The following is a 22001-nucleotide window of genomic DNA, read 5'->3' as shown; positions in this document are numbered from 1 at the left end:
ATCTTGGACCAAACTCCGGAAGTCATCCATCCCGACCTGCGCGGCCAGAGCGTCGTCATCACCGGCGGCGCCAAGGGCATCGGCCTGGCCACGGCGCAGGCCTTCGTGCGCCAGGGCGCGCGCGTGGCGCTGCTGGACATGGACGCCACGGCGCTGGACGAAGCCGTCGCCGGCCTGACTGCCCTGGGCGGCGAGGCGCTGGCCGTGCAAGCGTCGGTCACCGACGCCGACGCGGTCGAGCAGGCTTTCGCACAGGTCGAAAAGGCCTGGAGCCGCATCGACGTGCTGGTCAACAACGCCGGCGTCTCCGCCAACAAGCCCACGCTGGAAGTCACCGTGGACGAGTGGCGCCGCGCCGTGGACATCAATCTGACCGGCGTGTTCCTGTGCGCCCAGGCCGCCGGCCGCCGCATGGTGCCCGCTGGCGCCGGCAGCATCATCAACCTGGCCTCCATGTACGGCGTGGTGGCGGCGCCCGACCGCGCCGCCTATTGCGCCACCAAGGGCGCGGTGGTGCTGCTGACCGAGACCCTGGCCGTGGAATGGGGCCCCATGGGCGTGCGCGTGAACGCGCTGGCGCCGGGCTACGTGGAAACGGACCTGGTGCGCGACCTGGCCGCGCGCGGCCGGCTCGACCCCGAACGCCTCAAGCAGCGCACGCCGCTGCGCCGCCTGGCGCAACCCGCCGAAATGGCGGACCTGGCGGTGTTCCTGGCCTCGCGCCAGGCCGCCTATGTCAACGGACACACCCTGGTGGCCGACGGCGGCTGGAGCCGCTACAGCTACCTCTAATCGCAAGAACGCATACACACATCTCTGGAGATTCACTCATGGCCACCCACCAACCGCTTGAGTCCCAAGCGCCCTGGCGGCAACTGACGGTAGACGCCAAGGACTGGCAACAGGCGGACCCGGCCCTGCTGGGCACCATGCTGACCCAGCTGCACTGGATCCGCGCCTTTGAAGAAGCCGTGCTCGACCTGGCCGCCGAAGGCCTGGTGCACGGCCCCGCGCACTCGTCCGTGGGCCAGGAAGGCGGCGCGGTCGGTTCCGTGCTGGCGCTGGGCGCCGGCGACCAGATCAACGGTTCGCACCGCGGCCACCACCAGTTCCTGGCCAAGGCGCTGCAGCACGTCGCCCCGCTGGGCCTGGACCCGCTCGATCCGCTCACGCCCGCCATCGATGAAGTCCTGCAGAAGACGCTGGCCGAGATCATGGGCCTGGCCCAGGGTTACTGCCGCGGCCGTGGCGGCAGCATGCACCTGCGCTGGCTCGAAGCCGGCGCGCTGGGCACCAACGCCATCGTCGGCGGCGGCGTGCCGCTGGCCGCCGGCGCGGGCTGGGCGCACAAGCATGCCGGCACCGACCGCGTCGCCGTGACCTACTTCGGCGACGGCGCGGTCAACATTGGCTCGGTGCTGGAAACCATGAACCTGACCGCGGCCTGGAAGACGCCGCTGTGCTTCTTCATCGAGAACAACCGCTACGCGGTGTCCACCACGGTCGAAGAGTCCACCGCCGAACCGCGTCTGTCGGCGCGCGGCCTGGCCTTCAACATCCCGTCGTGGAAGGTGGACGGCATGGACCCGCTGGCGGTCCACCTGGCCATGTCCGAAGCCGTGGCGCACATGCGCGCGGGCAACGGCCCCACCATCGTCGAAGTGGACGTGTACCGTTTCTTCCACCAGAACGGCCCGTTCCCTGGCAGCGCCTTCGGCTACCGCAGCAAGGACGAGGAAGCGCAATGGCGCCGCCGCGATCCACTGGACAAGATCGCCACGGAAATGATCGCCCGCAAGCTGATCACGCAAGCCGAAGTGGACGCCCTGCGTCAGCGCTGCAAGGACGTCATGAAGGACGTTTCCGGCCGCCTGACCGAAGCCGCCGACGGCGGCAAGCGCCGCGTGCGCGCCGACCTCTGGCCCAGCCCCGATTTCCGCGACGTGGGCCTGCGCAGCGACGGCTCGGAACTGGCCGGCCTGCGCTACCAGGAAGCCGCCGACTACGCAGGCCAGTCCGCCGAGCGCAAGTTCGTGGACGCGGTGGCCGACGTGCTGGACCGCCGCATGGAAACCGACGCCGGCGTGGTGGTGCTGGGCGAAGACGTGCACCGCCTGAAGGGCGGCACCAACGGGGCCACGCGCGGCCTGAAGGACAAGTATCCCGACCGCGTGCTGGGCACCCCGATCTCCGAGAACGCCTTCGCCGGCCTGGGCGGCGGCCTGGCCATGGACGGCCGCTACCGCCCTATCGTGGAATTCATGTACCCCGACTTCATGTGGGTCGCGGCCGACCAGATCTTCAACCAGATCGGCAAGGCCCGCCACATGTTCGGCGGCGACATCGACGTGCCCTTCGTGCTGCGCACCAAGGTCGCCATGGGCACGGGCTACGGCTCGCAGCACTCGATGGATCCGGCCGGCATCTTCGCCACCGCGCCCGGGTGGCGCGTGGTCGCGCCGTCCACGCCTTACGAGTACGTCGGCCTGATGAACACCGCGCTGGCCTCCAAGGACCCGGTGCTGGTGATCGAGCACGTGGACCTGTACGCCTCCTCGGGCGAGGTGCCCGCGGACGACCTGGACTATGCGATCCCGTTTGGCAAGGCTCGCGTGCGCCGCGAGGGCGGCAAGGTCACCATCCTGACCTATCTGTCCATGGTCAGCCGCGCGCTCAAGGCGGCGGAAGCCGCCGGCGTGGACGCCGAGGTCATCGACCTGCGCACGCTGGACCGCGCCAGCCTGGACTGGGACACCATCGGCGCCAGCATCATGAAGACCAACAACGTGCTGATCGTGGAGCAAGGCGCGCGCGGCACCTCCTACGGCGCCATGTTGGCCGACGAGATCCAGCGCCGCTACTTCGACTGGCTGGACCAGCCAGTCAAGCGCGTGACCGGCGGCGAAGCTTCGCCCAGCATCTCCAAGGTGCTGGAGCGCGCCGCCTTCGCGGACACCGAGGAAGTCATGGCCGGCCTGGCCGACGTGCTGGCCGACCTGGGAGAACAGGCATGAGCGCATCCCTGCACATGACCGTGCCGATGGAAGTCGGCATCTGCTGCGCCGACCTGGACGCGCTGCTGGCCTTCTATACCGGCGTCCTGGGCCTGAAGCTCGTCAACCGCGTGAGCGTGCCGGCCGACAAGGCCCAGGCCACCGGCCTCACGCGCCATGGCTACGACGTGGCGCGCCTGCAGACCAGCTATGGCGAGCGCATCAAGCTGCTGCAACCCGCCGCCGCGCCCGAGGCCGCCGCGCGCGGCTCGGCCATCCTGGACCGCCAGGGCGCAACCTACCTGACCTTCATCGTGCGCGACCTGTCCGGCGTGGTGCGCGAACTGGAAGCCCGGGGCGTGGTTTTCGACAGCAAGCCCGCGCCGATGGAAGTGCGCCCCGGCACCTGGCTGGCGTTCTTCCGCGACCCGGAAGGCAATGTGCTGGAACTGGTCGAATACGACGATCCCGCCACCTACCGGCCAGACCTGGCCGGCGCCGCTGAATAGGACGAACATCGTGGCACACCTTATCAAGCTCCCCTCCGTTGCGGCCGACACCTCGGGCGGCACGCTGCACCAGTGGCTCAAGAAAGAAGGCGACACCGTCGCCGTGGGCGACGCACTGGCCGAAATCGAAACCGAGAAGGCCATTGTCGAGATCAATGCCGAGCAGGCCGGCGTGCTGGGCCGTATCGTGGTCCAGGCCGGCGCCGCCTCCGTGCCGGTGAACACCGTGATCGGCGTGCTGCTGGCGCAGGGCGAGGACGCTTCGGCCATCGACCGCGCGCTGGCAGAGGCCGGCGCCGCCGCGCAGCCCGCGGCCGCGCCAACCGCCGAACCCACGCCTGCGGCCGCCGTCCCTGCCACTGCGGCCGCGTCGCAGGCAGCCGCTGCCGCCAGCAACGCCCCGATCCCCGGCGGCCGCTTGTTCGCCAGTCCGCTGGCGCGCCGCCTGGCCGCGCAATGGCATGTGGATCTGCTGGGCGTGACCGGCACCGGCCCGCACGGCCGCATCGTGCGCCGCGACGTGGAAGCGGCGCGAGACCGCGCCCCGGCCGCGGCAGCCGTGCCGCTGGCCGGCCGCCCGGCCGCACGCCGCGTGCCGCATACCGGCATGCGCCGCGCCATCGCCCGCCGTCTCACCGAAAGCAAGCAGAACGTGCCGCACTTCTACCTGACGGTGGACTGCCGGATGGACGCGCTGTTGGCGCTGCGCGCCCAGGCCAACCAGGGCGGCGCGGTGAAGCTGTCGGTCAATGACTTCATCGTGCGCGCCGCTGCGCTGGCCCTGCGCGAAGTGCCGGAGGTCAATGCCAGCTGGCACGAGGACGCGGTCGAATACCATGCCGGCGCCGATATCTCGGTGGCAGTGGCCACCGACGGCGGCCTGGTCACGCCCATCGTGCGCGATGCCGACGGGAAATCCTTGTCCGCCATTGCCGGCGAAATCGTCGAGCTGGCCGGCCGCGCCAAGATCAACCGGCTCAAGCCCGAGGAATTCACCGGCGGCTCGCTGACCGTCAGCAACCTGGGCATGTACGGCATCAGCCAGTTCGCCGCCATCATCAATCCGCCGCAGGCCGCCATCCTGGCGGTGGGCGCGGCCGAGAAGCGTCCGGTGGTGGACAGCGACGGCCAATTGGCCGCCGCCACCGTCATGACCGTGACCCTGTCCGCGGACCACCGCGTGGTGGACGGCGCGGTGGGCGCGCGCTGGCTGGCCGCCTTCCGCACGCTGATCGAAAACCCCGTGCGCATCCTGCTGTGAGCCCCGCCATGACCAAGACTACGTTTGATCTCGTCGTGGTGGGCGGCGGCCCCGGCGGCTATGTCGCCGCCATCCGCGCCGCCCAGCTGGGCATGTCGGTCGCGCTGGTGGAGCGCGCCGAACTCGGCGGCATCTGCCTGAACTGGGGTTGCATCCCCACCAAGGCGCTGCTGCACAGCGCCACCGTGCTGCGCGCCTGCCGCGAGGCGGCGCACTATGGCGTGGCGGGCGCGGGCGAAGCGCGTCCGGACCTGGCCGCCATGGTGGCGCGTTCACGCAAGGTGGCGGGCCGCCTGGGCCAGGGCGTGGCGCACCTGATGAAGAAGAACGGCGTGACCGTGTTCGCCGCCAGCGCCAAGCTGGCGGGCGGCGGCCGGCTGGCGTTGGACAATGGCAGCACGCTGTCGGCCAAGCACATCATCCTGGCCACGGGCGCGCGCGCCCGGGAGTTGCCGGCGCTGCCCCTGGGCGAACGCGTCTGGGCCTACCGCCAGGCGCTGGTCCCGGCCGAGATTCCGAAGTCGCTGCTGGTGGTGGGCGCAGGCGCCATCGGCGCGGAGTTCGCCAGCTTCTACCGCGCCGTGGGCGCGGAGGTCACGCTGATCGACATGACCGCGGAAATCCTGCCGCAGGAAGACGCCGAGATCTCGGCGCTGGCCCGCAAAGCTTTCGAGAAGCAGGGCATCCGCGTGCTGACGCAATGCGCCGTGACCTCATCGTCGCTGACCGCGACCGGCGTGAAGGTGACGCTGGACCGGCAAGGCAAGCGCAGCGAGCTGGAAGTGGACCGTGTCATCGTCGCCGCCGGCATCGTCGGCAACGTCGAGAACCTGGGCCTGGAGCAGACCCGCGTCAAGGTGGAGAGGACCCACATCGTCACCGACAGCCTGTGCCGCACGGCCGAGCCCGGCGTCTATGCCATCGGCGACGTGGCCGGCGCGCCGTGGCTCGCCCACAAGGCCAGCCATGAAGCCGTGCTGTGCGTGGAGGCCATCGCCGGCAAGCCCGCGCATCCCATCGATCCGCTGCGCATCCCGGCCTGCACCTACTCGTATCCGCAGGTCGCCAGCATCGGCATGAGCGAAGCCCGCGCCCGCGAACACGCCGCCAAGACCGGCGGCGACATCCGCGTGGGCAAGTTCACCTTCGCCGGCAACGGCAAGGCGATCGCCATGGGCGAGGACCAGGGGCTGGTAAAGACGGTGTTCGACGCCAAGAGCGGCGAGCTGCTGGGCGCGCACATCATCCACCCGGAAGCGTCCGAGCTGATTACCGGCTACGGCGTGGCGGCCTCGCTGGAAGCCACGGAGGAAGACCTGATGCACACCGTGTTCGCACACCCGACCTTGTCGGAAACGCTGCACGAATCGGTGCTGTCGGCCTTTGGCCGCGCCTTGCACGCCTAGGCGTCATGCCAAACGCGGCGCGGGTTCAGATCCGCGCCGCGAAGAAATCCAGGAAACAGGCGATGCGCCGCGAGAGCTGCGTGTTGCGGTGATACACCGCGTGCATGGGCTGTAGATAGTCCGTGTGCACGTCTTCCATCAGCTTCACCAGCCGGCCGGCCTTGACGTCCTCGCGCACCACGAAATCGGACAGGCAGGCGATGCCCACGCCGCGCACCGCCAGTTGCCGCTGCGTCTCGCCGCTGGACGTCGCCAGCGTCGGCACCGCCAGATAGCTGGACCCGCCAGCGTGGCGCAAGGGCCAGACGTTCAGGCTTTCAGGCTGGGTGAAACCCAGCACTTCATGCGTCGCCAGGTCCTCCACCGTCTGCGGCGCGCCGCGCCGGGCCACGTAATCCGGGCTGGCCATCACCCAGCGGGGCGACGGCCGCAGCGTGCGCGCATGCAGGGTGGAATCCGTCAGCGGTCCCATGCGCAGCGCCACGTCGGTGCGATGCTCCATGAGATCCACGATGCGGTCGTTGCTGGTGAGTTCGAGCGCGATCGCCGGGTATTCCCGCCGGAACTCCGCCACCAGCGGCACCACGCAATGCAGCATGACGGGCACCGACGCGTCCACCCGCAGGCGGCCGGCCGGGCGCTGATGCACCATGCGCATGCAGTCCTCGGCTTCGTCCAGCGACGCGACGATGTGCCGGGCCTTGGGCAGGAAGTGCTTGCCCTCCTCGGTCAGCTCCATGCGCCGGGTGGTGCGGTTGATCAGGATGACACCGAGGTCTTCCTCGAGCCGCGACAGGCCGCGGCTGACGCCCGACGCCGTGTGGCCCAGCAGCTCGGCGGCGGCGCTGAGGGAGCCGGCATCCACCACACCCAGGAACAGGCGTACCGCGTCAGAGTTCAGGGACATGAGGCTGGCTCCTTGGTTTATGGGTCGATTGTATAGAGCCCACAGCACGCAGAGCCTGCAAAAAAACGCCGAAGGCCGGACGACAGCCGGCCCTCGGCGCTCAGGAGCAACCGGCGGTTACTGCGCCGGCACCACGGCAGTAACCTCAATCTCCACCTTGGCGCGGTCCTCGACCAGGTCCGCGACCTCCACGGCCGTCATCGCCGGGAAATGCCGGCCGATGTACTCGCGGTAGTGCTTGCCGATGGCCGGATACGCCGCCACGTACTCGTTCTTGTCCGTCACGTACCACGTCATCCGGACGATATGCTCAGGCTTGGCGCCGCCTTCGGCCAGAATCGCAACAATGTTCGCCAGCGTCTGGCGCACCTGCTCCGCCAGATCGTCGGTCTCGAACTGCTGCTGGCCATTCCACCCCACCTGTCCGCCCACAAATACGAGCTTGCTGCCCACCTGCATCTCGGTGAGCACGCCATTCGAATAGCCCCGGGGCGCCATCCAATCCGGCGGTTGCAGAATCTTCATAACGTCATCCTATATTTAAGAAAAGCAAACGATCCCCGCCGCTTACGCCGCGGGAACCAGATAAGCCTGCATGCGTTCCCGCAGATCCGCAGGCAGCGGCATGGACTTCATCGTCCGCAAATCCACCGTCACGATCGTCAGCGTCGCCGACAAGCGCAACTGGCCATCCGGCCCCTCGAAACGCACCAGCGCCTTGAACGACGCGCCGCCGATGCGCTGTACTTCCAGCACCTGGCGCAAACGCTCGTGCCAGCGGCTGGGCGCGCTGAAATCGCACTGCACCGACGCCATCGGCGTGCCGATGTGCCGCTCCACGTGCAGCGCATGAAACGGCAACCCCATGCCCTTGTCGAACCACTCCTCGACAAAGTCGTTGATCATCTCGAAATAGCGAGGGTAGAAAACAATGCCCGCCGGATCGCAATGACGGAAGCGGACTTCGACCTGGCTGATGAAAGGGGCTGCCATGGAATTTCCTTGTTGCCGGTTCAGGCCATCTTGCGCAGCGCAAAGCGCTGCAGCTTGCCGGTTTCGGTGCGCGGCAGCGCATCGACAAACTCGATGGCACGGGGATACTTGTAGGGCGCGATATTGGCCTTCACGAACTGCTGCAGCGCTGCGACCAGCTCGCTGCCGGCCTCATAGCCCGGCTTGAGCACCACGAAAGCCTTGACCACCTGGCCGCGCTCGTCGTCCGCCGCGCCCACCACGCCGCACTCCGCCACGGCTTCGTGGCGCAGCAACGCGTCCTCGACCTCGGGGCCGGCAATGTTGTAGCCCGCCGAAACAATCATGTCGTCGTTGCGCGCCTGATAGAAGAAGTAGCCGTCGTCATCCTGCAGGAACGTATCGCCCGGCAGGTTCCAGCCGTTCTGCACGAAGCGCCGCTGGCGTTCGTCCGCCAGATAGCGGCAGCCGGTCGGCCCCTTGATCGCCAGGCGGCCCACCGTGCCGTTGGGCACGGGATTCATGTCGTCATCGACGATCTGCGCCACATAGCCCGGCACCACCCGACCGATGGCGCCGGCCTTGACCGACTCCGGCGGGCTCGACACGAACACGTGGATCATTTCCGTGCCGCCGATGCCGTCGATCATCTCGATGCCGCTGGCCTTTTTCCAGAGTTGGCGCGTCGCGTCCGGCAGCGCCTCGCCCGCCGACACGCTCTTCTTCAGCGACGACAGGTCGAACTTGCCCACCAGCGCCGCCATCTGGCGGTAGAACGTGGGCGCCGTGAACACAATAGTGGCGCGGAAATCCTGGATCAGCTGCAGCAGGCTTTCCGGCGACAGCTTCTCGGCCAGCACCGTGCTCGCGCCCACGCGCAGCGGGAAGCACAACAGGCCGCCCAGGCCGAAGGTGAAGGCCAGCGGCGGCGTGCCGCAGAAGATGTCGTCCGGACCCGGTTTGATGACGTGCTTGGGGAACAGGTCGCACATCGCCAGCACATCGCGGTGGAAGTGCATGCAGCCCTTGGGCGCGCCCGTGGTGCCGCTGGTGAAGGCGATCAGGCACACGTCGTCCGCCGCCGTATCGCAGGCCTTGAAATCGTCCGGCTTGGCCGCCGCCAACGCATCCAGCGCATCGGGCGCCTTGTCGTTGAAGTACATGACCTTCGTCAGGCCGGGGCAATGATGCTCATGGCTGGGCTGGGTGCAGAACTCCGCCTCGTCCTTCAGGCGGGCATCGCACAACACGGCCTGGATCTGCGCCTTGTCGATGATCTGCTTGAGTTCCTTGGCGCGCAACAGCGGCATCGTCGGCACCGTCACCAGACCGGCCTTGATCGCCGCCAGCCACGAGGCGGCCATCATGGGATTGTTCGGCCCGCGCAGCAGCAGGCGGTTGCCCGGCACCAGCCCCATGTCTTCGGCCAGCACCCGGGCGATGCGATTGGTCAGCGCGGCCAGCTCGCGGTAAGTCATCGTGGCCTGCTTGCCGTCCTGGCTCCAGCGCAGCGCGACGCGCTCGCCATGGCCGCGCTCGACCATGGCGTCCACCAGTTCGACCGCGCAATTGAAGCGTTTCGGATAGGCCACGTCGGGGCCGTCGAGCAGGAACTCTGGCCATTGTTCGCCCGGGGGCAGATTGTCCCGGGCGAAAGTGTCGATGTGGGCGGATGCTTCCATGGAATTCCCCTTGCTATTGCGGTGTAGTTGCTGTGCCGGGACGACGGAGCTCGATGGCTGCCTTACGCCTTCAGCAGTTCACGGGCAATGATCAACTTCTGCACTTCTGTCGCGCCTTCGTAGATCCGCAGCGCTCTTATTTCCCTGTAAAGCTTCTCCACCGGCATCCCCGACACCACGCCCGCGCCGCCGAACATCTGCAGTGCGCGGTCGATCACGGTCTGCGCCGATTCCGTGGCCGTCATCTTGGCCATGGCCGCTTCGCGCGTGGTGCGCTGCTTCAGCACGTCGCGCATCCAGGCCGCGCGGTAGGTCAGGAGCGCAGACGCGTCGATGGCGGTCGCCATGTCGCCCAGCGCGGCCTGCGTCAGTTGCAGGTCCGACAGCGTCTGGCCAAACATGCGGCGCGACTTGGAACGCGCCAGCCCTTCGTCCAGCGCGCGGCGCGCAAAACCCAGCGCGGCAGCCGCCACCGAGGCGCGGAAGATGTCCAGCGTCATCATGGCCAGCTTGAAGCCCTGGCCAGCGTCGCCCAGCCGGTGCGATGCTGGAATGCGGCAGTTGTCGAACGTGATGGTCGCCAGCGGGTGCGGCGCGATCAGGTCGATGCGTTCGCTGACCTCGAAGCCCGGCGTGTCGGCATCCACCACGAAGGCGCTGATGCCGCGCGCGCCGGGGGCTTCGCCGGTGCGCGCGAACACGCAATAGAAATCCGCGATGCCGCCGTTGGAAATCCAGGTCTTGGCGCCATTCAGCACGTAGTGGTCGCCTTCCAGCCTGGCTTCGCAGGCCAGCGCGGCCACGTCGGAGCCGGCGTCGGGTTCCGACAGCGCGAAGGCCGCGATGGCCTCGCCGCGGGCCACGCGCGGCAGATAGCGTTGGCGCAGTTCGTCCGAGCCCATCAGCGAAATCGCGCCGCTGCCCAGCCCCTGCATGGCGAAGGCGAAATCGGCCAGCCCTTCGTGGCGCGCCAGGGTTTCGCGCAGAATGCACACGGCGCGGGAATCCACTTCCGGCAGCGCGCCGCCCCAGGCGCCGCCAGGGCCGCCCGCGACCGCGTAGCGCAGCCAGCCGGCCTCGCCCATGGCGCGCACCAGCTTCTTGCAGGCGCCGTCGGCGTCATGGTGATCCACGTCCCCCAGGGACGCCTCGCACCAGGCGTCGACCTCGTGCGCCAGCTTGCGGTGCGCATCGTCGAAAAAAGGCCAATCCAGCCAGCTTGCGTCGCGCATGCTCAGTCCCCTTGGAACACCGGTTTTTGCTTGGCCACGAAGGCCTCGTAGGCGCGGCGGAAGTCGCGCGTCTGCATGCAGATGGCCTGGGCCTCGGCTTCGGCCTCGATGGCCTCGTCCACGCCCATGTTCCATTCCTGGTGCAGCAGCTTCTTGGTCACGCCGTGGGCGAAGGTCGGGCCCGCGGCCAGCTGCGCGGCCAGCGTCTGCGCGGCATCGGCCAGCGCGCCGGGCTCATGCAGGGCATTGAAAAAGCCCCAGCTGGCGCCTTCTTCCGCCGTCATGGCGCGGCCCGTGTAGAGCAGTTCGGACGCGCGGCCCTGGCCGATCATGCGCGGCAACAAGGTGCAGGCACCCATGTCGGCGCCCGCCAGGCCGACGCGCGTGAACAGGAAGGCGGTGCGCGCGGCGGGCGTGCCCAGGCGCATGTCCGAGGCCAGGGCCACCATCGCGCCCGCGCCGGCGCAGATGCCGTCGACCGCCGCCACGATGGGCTGCGGGCAAGCGCGCATGGCCTTGACCAGATCGCCCGTCATGCGGGTGAAGTCCAGCAGCTCGGGCATGCTCATCTTGGTCAGCGGACCGATGATCTCGTGCACGTCGCCGCCCGAGCAAAAGTTGCCGCCCGCGCCCGTCACCACCACGACCTTGATGTCGGTGGCGTACACCAGCGCGCGGAACAGATCGCGCAGCTCGGCGTAGGAGTCGAACGTCAGCGGGTTCTTGCGCTCGGGGCGATTCAGCGTCACCGTGCCGATCTTGCCGTCGGCCGACACCTGCCACAGGAACGTCTTGGCCTGGTAGCCGGCAAACGGACGCTTGTGGTGTTTCATGGTGTGCTCTTCGGGCTGGGTGCTCATGGTGTCTCCGTTCGTGAATTGGGGTGGATGGGGCGCCGGCTTCAGCCGGTCATCACTTCGCCGCCGTCGACGGCGATGGCCTGGCCATTGACCGAGGCCGAGGCCGGCAGGGCCAGCCAGGCGACCGTCTCGGCCACTTCCTCGGGCTGCACCAGGCGGCCCTGGGGGTTGCGCTCGGCCAGCTTGGCGCGCGCGGCGTCCGGCGTCATGCCGGTCTTCTCGACGATGTTCGACACCGCGCCGCGCACGATGTCGGTTTCGGTGTAGCCGGGGCACACGGCGTTGACCGTGACGCCCTTTTGCGCGGTTTCCAGCGCCAGCGAGCGGGTCAGGCCGATCACGCCGTGCTTGGCCGCGCAATAGGCGCTGACATAGCCGTAGCCGATCAGGCCGGCCGTGCTGGCCACGTTGATTACCCGGCCCCATTTTTCCTGCAGCATGCCGGGCAACGCGGCCTGGATGCAGTGGAAGGTCCCGGTCAGGTTGACGTCCAGCATGGACTGCCACAGCGCCGCGTCGGTACGGTCAAATCGCTGGCTGACGGCCTGGCCGGCGTTGTTCACCAGCACCAGCACGGGGCCGAACTCGGCCTCGGCCTGGGCGAAGGCCGCCCGCACCGAGGCTTCGTTGGCGATGTCGGCGCTGACGGCCTGCACCTGACCCAGGCTGGCCAGGCTGTCGGCCGCGGCGTCCAGGGCCGCACCATCGCGGCCCAGCAGCGTGACGCGCGCGCCGCGCTGCAAGAGCGCCCGGGCGCAGGCCAGCCCGATGCCGCGGGCGCCGCCCGTCACCAGGGCGTGGCGTCCGGCCAGCGGGAGCGGAGTTGCGTTCATTTGATATCCAGTTGCGCCATGGCGGCGGCGCGTTCGAAGTTGGTTTCCAGTTGGCGCTTGCCTGCGAAGTACTGGCTCGGCCATGAAACATCACGGTAGCCCACTCGCGCCGCTTCGCGTAGCGTCCAGGAGGCGTCAGCCAAATGGGGACGCGCCAGCGCGCAAAGGTCGGCGCGACCCGAGGCGATGATGCCGTTGGCGTGGTCGGCCTCGAAGATGGCGCCCACCGCGATCGTCGGAATGCCGGCCTCGTTGCGCACGCGGTCCGCGAACGGGGTCTGGAACATGCGGCCGTAGACCGGCTTTTCTTCCTTGCTGACCTGGCCGGACGAGCAGTCGATCATGTCGGCGCCGGCTGCCTTGAAGTGGCGCGCGATCTCCACCGCGTCATCGGCCGTGATGCCGCCTTCCACCCAGTCGCTGGCGGAGATCCGCACCGACATGGGCTTGTTCTCGGGCCATACCGCGCGCACGGCATGGAACACCTCCAGCGGGAAGCGCAGGCGGTTCTCCAGGCTGCCGCCGTATTCGTCGCTGCGGTGGTTCGTGAGCGGCGAGATGAAGCTGGACAGCAGGTAGCCGTGCGCGCAGTGCAGCTCCAGCCAATCGAAGCCAGCCTGCTCGGCGCGGCGGGCGGCGGCCACGAAGTTGTCGCGCACATCGTCCATGTCGGCGCGCGTCATGGCGCGCGGCGTCTGCGACACGCCTTCGATGTAAGGCAGGGCCGACGCCGACAAGAGCGGCCAGTTGCCTTCGGCCAGCGGATGATCGATCTTCTGCCAGCCCAGCTGCGTGGAACCCTTGCGGCCGGCGTGGCCCAGCTGCAGGCCGATGCGGGCATCGCTGTTGCCATGCACGAAGCCGACGATGCGGGCGAACGCGTCGCGCTGCTCGTCGTTCCAGAGGCCCGGGCAGCCCGGGGTGATGCGGCCGTCCGGCGACACGCAGGTCATCTCGACCATGACGAGGCCCGCGCCGCCCATGGCGCGCGCGCCCAGGTGCACCAGGTGGAAATCGCCCGGCACGCCATCGGTGCACGAATACATGGCCATCGGCGACACCAGGATGCGGTTCTTCAGCCGCACGCCGCGCGCCTGATAGGGCGTCAGCATCGGGATCGCAGGCCGCTGGCCCGGCGCGGCGGCAGCGCCGGCGCGTTCCGCGATCCAGCGCTCGAAGCCTTCCAGCCAGGCGGGGTCGCGCAGGCGCAGGTTTTCATGCGAAATCCGCTGCGAGCGGGTCAGGAGCGAATAGGCGAACTGCTCAGGCTCCAGGTCGGCATAGCGCTCGACGTTCTCGAACCATTCGGTCGAGTTGCGGGCGGCGTTCTGGATCTTCAGCACTTCGACGCTGCGCACTTCCTCGTAGTGCTTCAGGCCGGCTTCCACGCTGCCTTCGGCGCCGCTCAGGCAGCGCGCCAGCTCGATCGCGTCTTCCAGGGCCAGCTTGGTGCCGGAGCCGATCGAGAAGTGCGCGGTGTGGGCTGCGTCGCCCATCAGCACCACCGGCACGCGGCGCTCGCCGCGGGCGGTGTCGAGCTTGTTCCAGTGCACCCAGGTATTGCAGATGACGCGCGGGAAGCGGATCCAGATGGCCGAGCCGCGCAGGTGCGTGGCGTTGCTGATCAACGGATTGCCATCCAGCCAGGGCGCGAACAGCTTTTCGCAGTAGGCGATGCCCTCTTCCTGGCTCATCTGCTCGATGCCGGCGGCCTGCCAGGTTTCCTCGGGCGTCTCCACAATGAACGTGGACATGCCGTCTTCGTAGCGGTAGGCGTGCGCCTGGAACCAGCCGTGCTCGGTCTGGACGAAGGCGAAGGTGAAGGCATCGAACACCTTCTTGGTGCCCAGCCACACGAAGCGGCAGCGGCGCTGGTCGATGTCCGGATGGAAAGTGTCGGCGTAGCGGGTACGGACCTGGCTGTTGATGCCGTCCGAGGCGATGACCAGGTCGGCGTCGTATTCGCGGGCGATGGCCTGGTCGTCCTGGATGAACTGTTCGAACACCAGCTTCACGCCCACGTCCTCGCAGCGCGCCTGCAGGATGTTCAGCAGCTTCTTGCGGCCGATGCCGATGAAGCCGTGGCCGCCGCTGCGGATGCTGCGGCCCTTGAAGTTGATGTCGATGTCGTCCCAGTGGTTGAAGGCGTCGCCGATGGTCTGGGCGGAAACGGGGTCGGCTTCACGCAGGTTCTGCATGGTGGCGTCGGAGAACACCACCCCCCAGCCGAAGGTGTCGTAAGGGCGGTTGCGCTCGATCACGGTGACTTCGTTGGCGGGGTCTTGCAGCTTCATGAGCAGACCGAAATACAGGCCGGCGGGGCCCCCGCCGATGCAGACTATTTTCATTGCCGTAGCGCTCCGTGGTAAGCGACATCCGCTCTGAATTCCTGGAGCTGGCGGCCGCAGATATTTAAACCTGGATAGTTTAGGCTTGAAATATATACCTGAAGGTCCCGAGGCGCAAATGGGGAAAGTATCTAGATACTTTGGACCTAAATAGGGACGCGCTTGCCGCCCCACCGCATTCGCGCCAGCGAACACAATAGCAATGAAAGCAATCACGTATGTCATTGTCGGCCGCCTGCGCGGCCGACAATGACGGGCAACACAAGCCCCGCCCCCGACCACGGACGCAGCAGCGCCCCAAACCAAGACTCAAGTAGCCCGTCGGCGCCGGCGCGTGGGAGGCGAGCAACCTCGATGCGCCCGAGGGAATCTGAAGGGAAGGCCGAAGGCCTGGACGAAGATGACGAAGGGGCAGTCCGGAGCGAAGGCTCCGGACCGCAATCGTGGGCGCTCGCCTCCCACGCGCCGGCGCCGACGGGCGGCCTACGAAGCACTACGGCACCGGCACCGGCACCCGCACCCGCACGCACGCACGACGTCAACACCAACCAGCACTCATCAGACGCCAAAAAAAAAGCGGCGCTAAAAAGCGCCGCCCTCTTACCCAACAGCAAGCAAAATCAACGCTTGCCCTTCTGCTTCAGCTGCGACAAATCCCGCACAGCCCCGCGATCCGCCGAAGTCGCCAACGCCGCATACGCCTGCAGCGCCTGCGACACGACACGTTCGCGACCGACCGGCTCCCAGCCATCGGCACGAGCATCCATCGCCGCCCGGCGGCGCGCCAGTTCCTCGTCGGACACCGCCAGATGCATCTTGCGGTTCGGGATATCGATCTCGATCACGTCACCCTCTTCCACCAGGCCGATCGTGCCGCCTTCCGCCGCTTCCGGCGAAGCATGGCCGATCACCAGACCCGACGAACCGCCAGAGAAACGGCCATCGGTAAACAGCGCGCAAGTCTTGCCCAGGCCCTTGGACTTCAAGTACGACGTCGGGTACAGCATTTCCTGCATGCCCGGACCGCCCTTCGGGCCTTCGTAGCGGATCACCACCACGTCGCCCGGAACGATCTTGTCGCCCAGAATGCCTTCCACTGCATCGTCCTGGCTTTCGAAAACGCGCGCACGGCCGGTAAAGACCCATTGCGACTCGTCCACGCCCGCCGTCTTCACGATGCAGCCCTTTTCAGCCAGGTTGCCGTAAAGCACGGCCAGGCCGCCGTCCTTCGAATAGGCGCTTTCCTTGCTGCGGATGCAGCCCGTCTTGCGGTCGGTATCCAGCGTCAGGAAGGTTGCGTCCTGGCTGAACGCCACCGTGGTCGGAATGCCGCCCGGAGCCGCCCGGTAGAACTTCTGCGCCTCTTCGCCAGCGCCGCCGGCCACGTCCCATTGCTTGATCGCATTGCCCAGCGTGCCGCTGTGCACGTTGCCGCAGGACAGATCGAGCAGGTCCGCGCGCGCCAGTTCACCCAGGATGCCCAGGATGCCGCCAGCGCGGTGCACGTCCTCGATGTGGTATTTGTCGGTGGCGGGCGCCGCCTTGCACAGGCACGGCACCTTGCGCGAAATGCGGTCGATGTCGGCCATGGTGAAGTCCACGCCAGCTTCCTGCGCCGCGGCCAGCAAGTGCAACACGGTGTTGGTCGAGCCGCCCATGGCCACGTCCAGCGCCATCGCGTTCTGGAACGCGCTCTTGGTGGCGATGCTGCGCGGCAGGACCGACGCGTCCTCTTCCTGGTAGTAACGACGGCACAGGTCCACCACCAGGCGGCCGGCCTGTTCGAACAGACCCTTGCGCCAGGCGTGCGTGGCAACGATGGTGCCGTTGCCCGGCAGCGCCAGGCCGATGGCTTCGGTCAGACAGTTCATCGAGTTGGCGGTGAACATGCCGGAACAGGAGCCGCAGGTCGGGCAGGCGCTGCGTTCGACTTCCGCCACTTCCGCATCCGACACCTTGGGGTCGGCGGCCTTGATCATGGCGTCGATCAGGTCGATCTTGGCGATGACCTTGCCGTCGGTGGGCGACTTGACCTTGCCCGCTTCCATCGGACCGCCCGACACGAACACGACCGGGATGTTCAGGCGCATCGCCGCCATCAGCATCCCCGGGGTGATCTTGTCGCAGTTCGAGATGCAGACCATGGCGTCGGCGCAATGCGCGTTGACCATGTATTCAACCGAGTCGGCGATCAGTTCGCGCGAGGGCAGCGAATACAGCATGCCGCCGTGGCCCATGGCGATGCCGTCGTCCACGGCAATGGTGTTGAATTCCTTGGCGACGCCGCCTGCGGCCTCGATTTCCTTGGCGACCAGCGCGCCCAGGTCGCGCAGGTGCACGTGGCCCGGCACGAACTGCGTGAACGAGTTCACTACCGCGATGATCGGCTTGCCGAAGTCGCCGTCCTTCATGCCGGTGGCGCGCCACAGGGCGCGGGCGCCGGCCATGTTGCGGCCGTGGGTCGAGGTGCGGGAGCGGTAGTGCGGCATGGTTTGTCTCTGGCTGTAGCTGTTAGCGTAGGCGGCAAAACGTTAAATAATACGCTGGTTCGGGCCGCCCTCGCCCGTCGGCCGCCCCCGGGACGCGGCCGCGGCCATCAGGCGGACGCCATGCCGCGGGCCGCGAAGGCGCTGGGCGGCTCGCCCACGGCCTTGCGGAACATGGCCGCGAAAGCGCTGGGGCTTTCGTAGCCCAGGTCCAGCGCCACCTCCAGCACACGTTCGCCGCGCGCCAGCCGCTCCATTGCCGCTAGGAGCCGCGCCTGCTGGCGCCACCGGCCAAAGGTCATGCCGGTGTGCCGCAGGAACAGCCGGTGCACCGTCTTCGGGTCCACTCCCAGCGCGCGCCCCCAGTCGGCCGCGCCGTCCTGGCGTTCCGGGTGGCGCACGATGGCGCGGCAAATGCGCGCCAGGCGGGGTTCGGAAGGCTGCGGCAGGTGCAGCGGCAGCACCGGCTCCTGGCGCAATTCGTCCAGCAGCAACATCATCAGCCGGCCGTCGCGCGTGTCGGGCGCCCAGTCCAGCGGCACCTCGGCCGCCGCGACCATCAGCTCGCGCAGCAAAGGGGAAATCGACAACACACAGCAGCTGGACGGCAAGTGCGCGGCCGCGCCCGGCTCCACAAACACGGTGCGCATGCGCGGCTCGCCACTCATGCGCAGGCCGTGCGACACCCAGGCCGGCACCCAGACGCCGCGCGTGGGCGGCACCACCCAGATCCCGGCGTCGGTATCCACCACCATGACCCCGGAGATGGCGTACAGCAACTGGGCGCGGCGGTGCCGGTGGCGGCGCACGCGGTGGCCGTCTTCGTAGTCCACCGCCAATCCGGCCACCGGACGCCGCGAGGACTCATAAGGAAACAGGTCCAGCTCTGCGGGCTTATAGGGCTTGCGGGCAGCAGGCTTGTCCATTTTGCGATGATTGCGATTCAAGTGGCGAGGAATGGTCTGCGCCAGTGTACCCACGTCCTTGGGTTCATCCACGCAACGCCAGCAGCGAGTCCTGCAGATGCCGCAATCCCCGGCTGAGCGGTTTGTCCCTTCGCAGCACGATGGCCAGGCTGCGCGACAGGCGCGGCGCCAGCGAGCGCACCTCCAGCGCCTGGCGCTGGCCCGCGCCCGACACCGCCAGCCTGGGCAGGATCGCGCAACCCAGGCCCGCGGCGACGATCTCCTTCATGGCCTCGGTGCTGCCCAGCTCCATCACGGGCTTGGCGGCCAACCCGGCGTCCTCGAACCAGTCGTCCACCAGGCGGCGGGTGCGCGCGCCCGGTTCGAACAGCACCAGCGGCAGCTGCGCCAGCGCCTGCGGCGTGGCGGCCGCGGGTATGGCGGCCAAATCGCGGGCGGGAAAGATCGCCACGAACTCGTCATCCAGCACCGGCGTGACCTGGAACATGCGTCCCGGCGCGGGCAAGGTGACCAGGCCGATATCGAGCGTGTTGTTCTCCAGCCCGCGCAGCATGTCCGCCGTATTGCCGGTGCTGGCCACGATATCCAATGCCGGAAAGCGCCGCCGCAGGTCCGCCAGGATCGGCGGCAGCAGATAGGTGCAGGCGGTGGCGCCCGTGCCCAGCCGGATACGGCCGGACACCTGCGACGCATGCGCGGTCATGGCAAGTTCGGCCTGCGCCAGCGCCGCGTCGATGACGCGCACGTGCGACAGCAGCTCCAGCCCGGCCGCTGTCGGGCCGGCGCGGCGGCCGATGCGTTCCACCAGCTTCAGGCCGAAGCGCCGCTCCAACTGGCGGATCTGCAGGCTGACGGCGGGCTGCGTCACGCCGCCCCGCTCCGCAGCGGCGGAAAAACTGCCCAGTTCGATCACCTGCGCAAAGGTGCGCAGGTGATCCAGGTTAAGGCCACGCATCGTTGAATCCAAAGTTTTACTTATACAAATCATAATGGACCAAAGCTTTATTAATAAATAAGCTTGCGCGACACTGGCGGCTTCTGTTTTCCTTTCCTGCTCACGGCCCGCCCATGTCGTCCCCCCGCCCCACCGTCCTCATCCGCGACAGCGCGGAAGCCGATCTTCCCGCCATCAAGACCATCTACGCCCACCATGTACAGCACGGCACCGCCTCGTTCGAGCTGGAGCCTCCGTCCATCCAGGAAATGCGCCAGCGCCGCGGCGCCGTACTGGAAAAGGAAATGCCCTATCTGGTGGCCGAGATCAACGGTGAGGTCGTGGGCTACGCCTACGTCACGCCTTACCGCCCGCGCCCGGCCTACCGCCACACGGTCGAAGATTCGGTGTACGTAAAGGCGGGCCGCTCCGGCCTGGGCATCGGCGGCAAGCTGCTGGCCGAGCTGATCGAGCGCTGCACCGCCGCCGGCTGGCGCCAGATGCTGGCCGTCGTGGGCGACAGCCGCAACGCCGCATCGCTGGCGCTGCACGCCAGCCAGGGCTTCCATCCCGCCGGCACCCTGCGTTCGGTGGGGCACAAGCATGGCGAATGGCGCGACACGGTGCTGATGCAGCGCGCGCTGGGCGAAGGCGACGCCACGCCGCCGCAACGGCCGTGATTGCGCCGCGCGCCATCGTCTGCCTGGGGCTGACGCAACTGGTCGGCTGGGGCGTGACGTACTACTTGATCGGCGCCCTGGGACCCGCAATGGCCGCCGACCTGGGCTGGAACGCCGCCACCGTCTACGGCGGTTTTTCGGCGGCCATCGTGGTGATGGCTCTGGTGTCGCCGCTGGCCGGCATGGCCGTGGACCGCTGGGGCGGCCATCGCGTCATGCCGCTGGGCGCGCTACTGGGCGCGCTGGGCTGCGCGGGCCTGTCGATCGCGCACGCCATACCTTGGTACTTCCTTTCCTGGGCCGTGCTGGGCGTTGGCATGCGGCTGAGCCTGTACGACGCGGCTTTCGCCTCGCTGGCGCGCGCGGCCGGCCCCTTGGCGCGCCGGCCCATGTCGCAGATCACGTTGTTCGGCGGACTCGCGTCCACGGTGATGTGGCCGGTAGGCCATGCGCTGTCGGGCTGGCTGGGCTGGCGCGGCGCGGCGCTGGCCTATGCCGGTTTGGCGCTGGCCACGGTGCCGCTTTACCTGGCGCTGCCGCGTGCACGCTATGCAGCGGCCCCCGGCGGCAAGGACAAGGCGCCCGCCGGCCTCACCCGCAACGCCGCCGAGCGCCGCCTGGCGGGCGGACTGTACGCGTTGGTCGCCATGCTGACCAACTTTCTGGCGGCGGGCAACGCGGCCCATCTGATTTCATTGCTGTCGGGCCTGGGCTTGGCCGCGGCCGCCGCGGTCAGCGTCGCGGCCCTGTGGGGCGTCGGCCAGTTCGCGGCCCGTCTGGCCGACGTGGCGTTGGGCTCGCGCCTGCATCCGCTGACATTGACGCTGGCGGTCGGCGCGCTGCTGCCCCTGTGCTTCCTGCTGGCTCTGCTGTCCGGCGGCAACCTCTATGCCACCGCCGCCTACGCGCTGCTTTACGGCGCCTGCAATGGCCTCTTGACCATCACGCGCGGCACCCTGCCGCTGGCGCTCTTCGATTTCCGCAGCTATGGCACGCTGGTGGGTTCATTGCTGATCCCCAGCTTCCTGGTCACCGCCGCCTCTCCGGTCGCCTATGCCTACATCGTGGACAGCTACGGCGCACGCGGCGCGATGGCGCTGTCGGTGGGCTTGGCCGCGGCTATCGGTGCGGCAGCGTTCGCGCTAAGGTGGAAGTTCATCGCCAGGACGCGCGCGGCGTTTGCCTGAAGCGCCGGCCCCGCGATGGCGGCGGCCGGCGTCTCAACCCTCGGCGGCGGAGGCCACCACCCATTTTTCCCAACCGATCTTGCGCAGCTTGCAGGCGGGACACTCGCCGCAACCGTAGCCCCAGTCGTGGCGCGCGCCGCGCTCGCCCAGATAGCAGGTGTGGCTTTCCTCGACGATGGTTTCCACCAGCGCGTCGCCGCCCAGCCGATGCGCCAGCGCCCAGGTCTCGGACTTGTCGATCCACATCAGCGGCGTCTCGATCGTGACCCGCGAGCCCAAGCCCAGGCCCAGCGCCACTTGCTGCGCCTTGATGGTGTCGTCGCGGCAATCCGGATAGCCGGAAAAATCGGTTTCGCACATGCCGCCCACCAGCACGTCCAGCTGACGGCGGTAGCCCAGCGCGGCGGCCAGCGTCAGGAACAGCAGGTTGCGCCCAGGCACGAAAGTGTTGGGCAGGCCGTTGGCCTGCATTTCGATGGCGCGGTCGCTGGTCATGGCGGTATCGCCCACCTGGCCCAGCACCTTCAGGTCCAGCAGATGATCCTCGCCCAGGCGCGGCGCCCAGTCGGGGAAATTGCTGCGGATCTCGCGCAGCACGTTCAGCCGCGCAGTCAGTTCAATGTGGTGGCGCTGCCCGTAGTCGAACGCCACGGTTTCCACATGGGCGTAGCGGTCCAGCGCCCAGGCCAGGCAAGTGGTGGAATCCTGGCCGCCCGAAAACAGCACGAGCGCGCGACGTTGATGATTTTGCATAAATGGGGGCTTCTGGAAAGACGAAGGGACTG

Annotated in this window: 19 protein-coding genes; 7 read left to right on the top strand and 12 right to left on the bottom strand. The window is 68.1% G+C overall.

Annotation, left to right across the window (positions count from 1 at the left end; translation table 11 throughout):
• Nucleotides 1–3 precede the first annotated feature (3 nt).
• Genes HV793_RS10280 through lpdA form a run of 5 tightly spaced genes read left to right on the top strand, consistent with a single transcriptional unit; the run spans nucleotide 4 to nucleotide 6169 of the window.
• The gene (locus HV793_RS10280) at nucleotides 4–792 is read left to right on the top strand and encodes an SDR family NAD(P)-dependent oxidoreductase (protein WP_054458930.1); all 789 of its coding nucleotides are present in this window, start codon (nucleotides 4–6) and stop codon (nucleotides 790–792) included.
• 38 nt (nucleotides 793–830) lie between these two features.
• On the top strand, nucleotides 831–3014 hold the full coding sequence (locus HV793_RS10275) for an alpha-ketoacid dehydrogenase subunit alpha/beta (RefSeq protein ID WP_175213085.1): 2184 nt from the start codon (nucleotides 831–833) through the stop codon (nucleotides 3012–3014).
• Complete coding sequence (locus tag HV793_RS10270; RefSeq protein ID WP_054458926.1) at nucleotides 3011–3502, top strand: VOC family protein; 492 nt, start codon at nucleotides 3011–3013, stop codon at nucleotides 3500–3502. Before HV793_RS10275 ends, HV793_RS10270 begins: the two co-directional genes overlap by 4 nt.
• A gap of 10 nt (nucleotides 3503–3512) precedes the next feature.
• A complete protein-coding gene (locus HV793_RS10265) occupies nucleotides 3513–4763 on the top strand; it encodes a pyruvate dehydrogenase complex dihydrolipoamide acetyltransferase (RefSeq protein WP_054458925.1) in 1251 nt (416 codons plus the stop codon).
• An 8-nt stretch (nucleotides 4764–4771) separates the two neighbouring features.
• The gene (gene lpdA, locus HV793_RS10260; protein ID WP_175213084.1) at nucleotides 4772–6169 is read left to right on the top strand and encodes a dihydrolipoyl dehydrogenase; all 1398 of its coding nucleotides are present in this window, start codon (nucleotides 4772–4774) and stop codon (nucleotides 6167–6169) included.
• Nucleotides 6170–6194: 25 nt separating this feature from the next.
• On the opposite strand, the gene HV793_RS10255 is transcribed toward lpdA, so the two are convergent.
• The 11 genes from HV793_RS10255 to HV793_RS10205 all read right to left on the bottom strand — a co-directional run bounded on the left by HV793_RS10255 (nucleotide 6195) and on the right by HV793_RS10205 (nucleotide 19370).
• Nucleotides 6195–7076 (bottom strand): LysR family transcriptional regulator, encoded by an 882-nt coding sequence (locus HV793_RS10255; RefSeq protein ID WP_175160912.1) that lies wholly within the window; start codon nucleotides 7074–7076, stop codon nucleotides 6195–6197.
• 117 nt (nucleotides 7077–7193) lie between these two features.
• A complete protein-coding gene (locus tag HV793_RS10250) occupies nucleotides 7194–7601 on the bottom strand; it encodes a RidA family protein (RefSeq protein ID WP_042796274.1) in 408 nt (135 codons plus the stop codon).
• A gap of 42 nt (nucleotides 7602–7643) precedes the next feature.
• Nucleotides 7644–8069, bottom strand: a complete 426-nt coding sequence (locus tag HV793_RS10245; protein WP_013391343.1) for an acyl-CoA thioesterase — start codon at nucleotides 8067–8069, stop codon at nucleotides 7644–7646.
• Nucleotides 8070–8089: 20 nt separating this feature from the next.
• Nucleotides 8090–9730, bottom strand: coding sequence for an AMP-binding protein (locus HV793_RS10240; RefSeq protein WP_054458919.1), 1641 nt, complete (start codon nucleotides 9728–9730; stop codon nucleotides 8090–8092).
• Nucleotides 9731–9792: 62 nt separating this feature from the next.
• Nucleotides 9793–10962, bottom strand: a complete 1170-nt coding sequence (locus HV793_RS10235; protein WP_054458917.1) for an acyl-CoA dehydrogenase family protein — start codon at nucleotides 10960–10962, stop codon at nucleotides 9793–9795.
• Between the two features lie 2 nt (nucleotides 10963–10964).
• On the bottom strand, nucleotides 10965–11822 hold the full coding sequence (locus HV793_RS10230; RefSeq protein ID WP_042796271.1) for an enoyl-CoA hydratase family protein: 858 nt from the start codon (nucleotides 11820–11822) through the stop codon (nucleotides 10965–10967).
• 41 nt (nucleotides 11823–11863) lie between these two features.
• Nucleotides 11864–12655, bottom strand: a complete 792-nt coding sequence (locus HV793_RS10225) for an SDR family NAD(P)-dependent oxidoreductase (RefSeq protein WP_054458915.1) — start codon at nucleotides 12653–12655, stop codon at nucleotides 11864–11866.
• The gene (locus HV793_RS10220) at nucleotides 12652–15003 is read right to left on the bottom strand and encodes a bifunctional salicylyl-CoA 5-hydroxylase/oxidoreductase (RefSeq protein WP_054458914.1); all 2352 of its coding nucleotides are present in this window, start codon (nucleotides 15001–15003) and stop codon (nucleotides 12652–12654) included. The genes HV793_RS10225 and HV793_RS10220 overlap by 4 nt, the downstream gene beginning before the upstream one ends.
• 620 nt (nucleotides 15004–15623) lie before the next feature.
• Nucleotides 15624–17492, bottom strand: a complete 1869-nt coding sequence (gene ilvD, locus HV793_RS10215) for a dihydroxy-acid dehydratase (protein WP_054459450.1) — start codon at nucleotides 17490–17492, stop codon at nucleotides 15624–15626.
• Between the two features lie 107 nt (nucleotides 17493–17599).
• A complete protein-coding gene (locus HV793_RS10210; protein WP_175160906.1) occupies nucleotides 17600–18415 on the bottom strand; it encodes an AraC family transcriptional regulator in 816 nt (271 codons plus the stop codon).
• 64 nt (nucleotides 18416–18479) lie between these two features.
• Complete coding sequence (locus tag HV793_RS10205) at nucleotides 18480–19370, bottom strand: LysR family transcriptional regulator (RefSeq protein ID WP_175213083.1); 891 nt, start codon at nucleotides 19368–19370, stop codon at nucleotides 18480–18482.
• A gap of 113 nt (nucleotides 19371–19483) precedes the next feature.
• On the opposite strand from HV793_RS10205, the gene HV793_RS10200 reads away from it, so the two are divergent.
• Nucleotides 19484–20029: a GNAT family N-acetyltransferase gene (locus tag HV793_RS10200; RefSeq protein ID WP_054459444.1), complete on the top strand. Its 546-nt coding sequence runs from the start codon at nucleotides 19484–19486 to the stop codon at nucleotides 20027–20029.
• Nucleotides 20026–21216, top strand: coding sequence for an MFS transporter (locus HV793_RS10195; protein ID WP_119450274.1), 1191 nt, complete (start codon nucleotides 20026–20028; stop codon nucleotides 21214–21216). Before HV793_RS10200 ends, HV793_RS10195 begins: the two co-directional genes overlap by 4 nt.
• A gap of 33 nt (nucleotides 21217–21249) precedes the next feature.
• Here HV793_RS10195 and queC read toward each other — a convergent pair whose 3' ends face one another.
• Nucleotides 21250–21969, bottom strand: a complete 720-nt coding sequence (gene queC / locus HV793_RS10190; RefSeq protein ID WP_054459441.1) for a 7-cyano-7-deazaguanine synthase QueC — start codon at nucleotides 21967–21969, stop codon at nucleotides 21250–21252.
• Nucleotides 21970–22001 lie beyond the last annotated feature (32 nt).

The organism is Achromobacter aegrifaciens (assembly GCF_902859965.1).
GTDB lineage: Bacteria > Pseudomonadota > Gammaproteobacteria > Burkholderiales > Burkholderiaceae_B > Achromobacter > Achromobacter aegrifaciens.
This window is presented reverse-complemented; position numbering and strand designations above follow the sequence as displayed.

Coding starts and splice junctions, on each gene's coding strand:
- HV793_RS10270 (WP_054458926.1), top strand. CDS start 3,011: ATGAGCGCATCCCTGCACATGACCGTGCCGATGGAAGTCGGCATCTGC.
- HV793_RS10240 (WP_054458919.1), bottom strand. CDS start 9,730: ATGGAAGCATCCGCCCACATCGACACTTTCGCCCGGGACAATCTGCCC.
- HV793_RS10255 (WP_175160912.1), bottom strand. CDS start 7,076: ATGTCCCTGAACTCTGACGCGGTACGCCTGTTCCTGGGTGTGGTGGAT.
- HV793_RS10250 (WP_042796274.1), bottom strand. CDS start 7,601: ATGAAGATTCTGCAACCGCCGGATTGGATGGCGCCCCGGGGCTATTCG.
- HV793_RS10220 (WP_054458914.1), bottom strand. CDS start 15,003: ATGAAAATAGTCTGCATCGGCGGGGGCCCCGCCGGCCTGTATTTCGGT.
- HV793_RS10235 (WP_054458917.1), bottom strand. CDS start 10,962: ATGCGCGACGCAAGCTGGCTGGATTGGCCTTTTTTCGACGATGCGCAC.
- HV793_RS10200 (WP_054459444.1), top strand. CDS start 19,484: ATGTCGTCCCCCCGCCCCACCGTCCTCATCCGCGACAGCGCGGAAGCC.
- HV793_RS10245 (WP_013391343.1), bottom strand. CDS start 8,069: ATGGCAGCCCCTTTCATCAGCCAGGTCGAAGTCCGCTTCCGTCATTGC.
- HV793_RS10205 (WP_175213083.1), bottom strand. CDS start 19,370: ATGCGTGGCCTTAACCTGGATCACCTGCGCACCTTTGCGCAGGTGATC.
- queC (WP_054459441.1), bottom strand. CDS start 21,969: ATGCAAAATCATCAACGTCGCGCGCTCGTGCTGTTTTCGGGCGGCCAG.
- HV793_RS10275 (WP_175213085.1), top strand. CDS start 831: ATGGCCACCCACCAACCGCTTGAGTCCCAAGCGCCCTGGCGGCAACTG.
- HV793_RS10225 (WP_054458915.1), bottom strand. CDS start 12,655: ATGAACGCAACTCCGCTCCCGCTGGCCGGACGCCACGCCCTGGTGACG.
- HV793_RS10230 (WP_042796271.1), bottom strand. CDS start 11,822: ATGAGCACCCAGCCCGAAGAGCACACCATGAAACACCACAAGCGTCCG.
- lpdA (WP_175213084.1), top strand. CDS start 4,772: ATGACCAAGACTACGTTTGATCTCGTCGTGGTGGGCGGCGGCCCCGGC.
- HV793_RS10210 (WP_175160906.1), bottom strand. CDS start 18,415: ATGGACAAGCCTGCTGCCCGCAAGCCCTATAAGCCCGCAGAGCTGGAC.
- ilvD (WP_054459450.1), bottom strand. CDS start 17,492: ATGCCGCACTACCGCTCCCGCACCTCGACCCACGGCCGCAACATGGCC.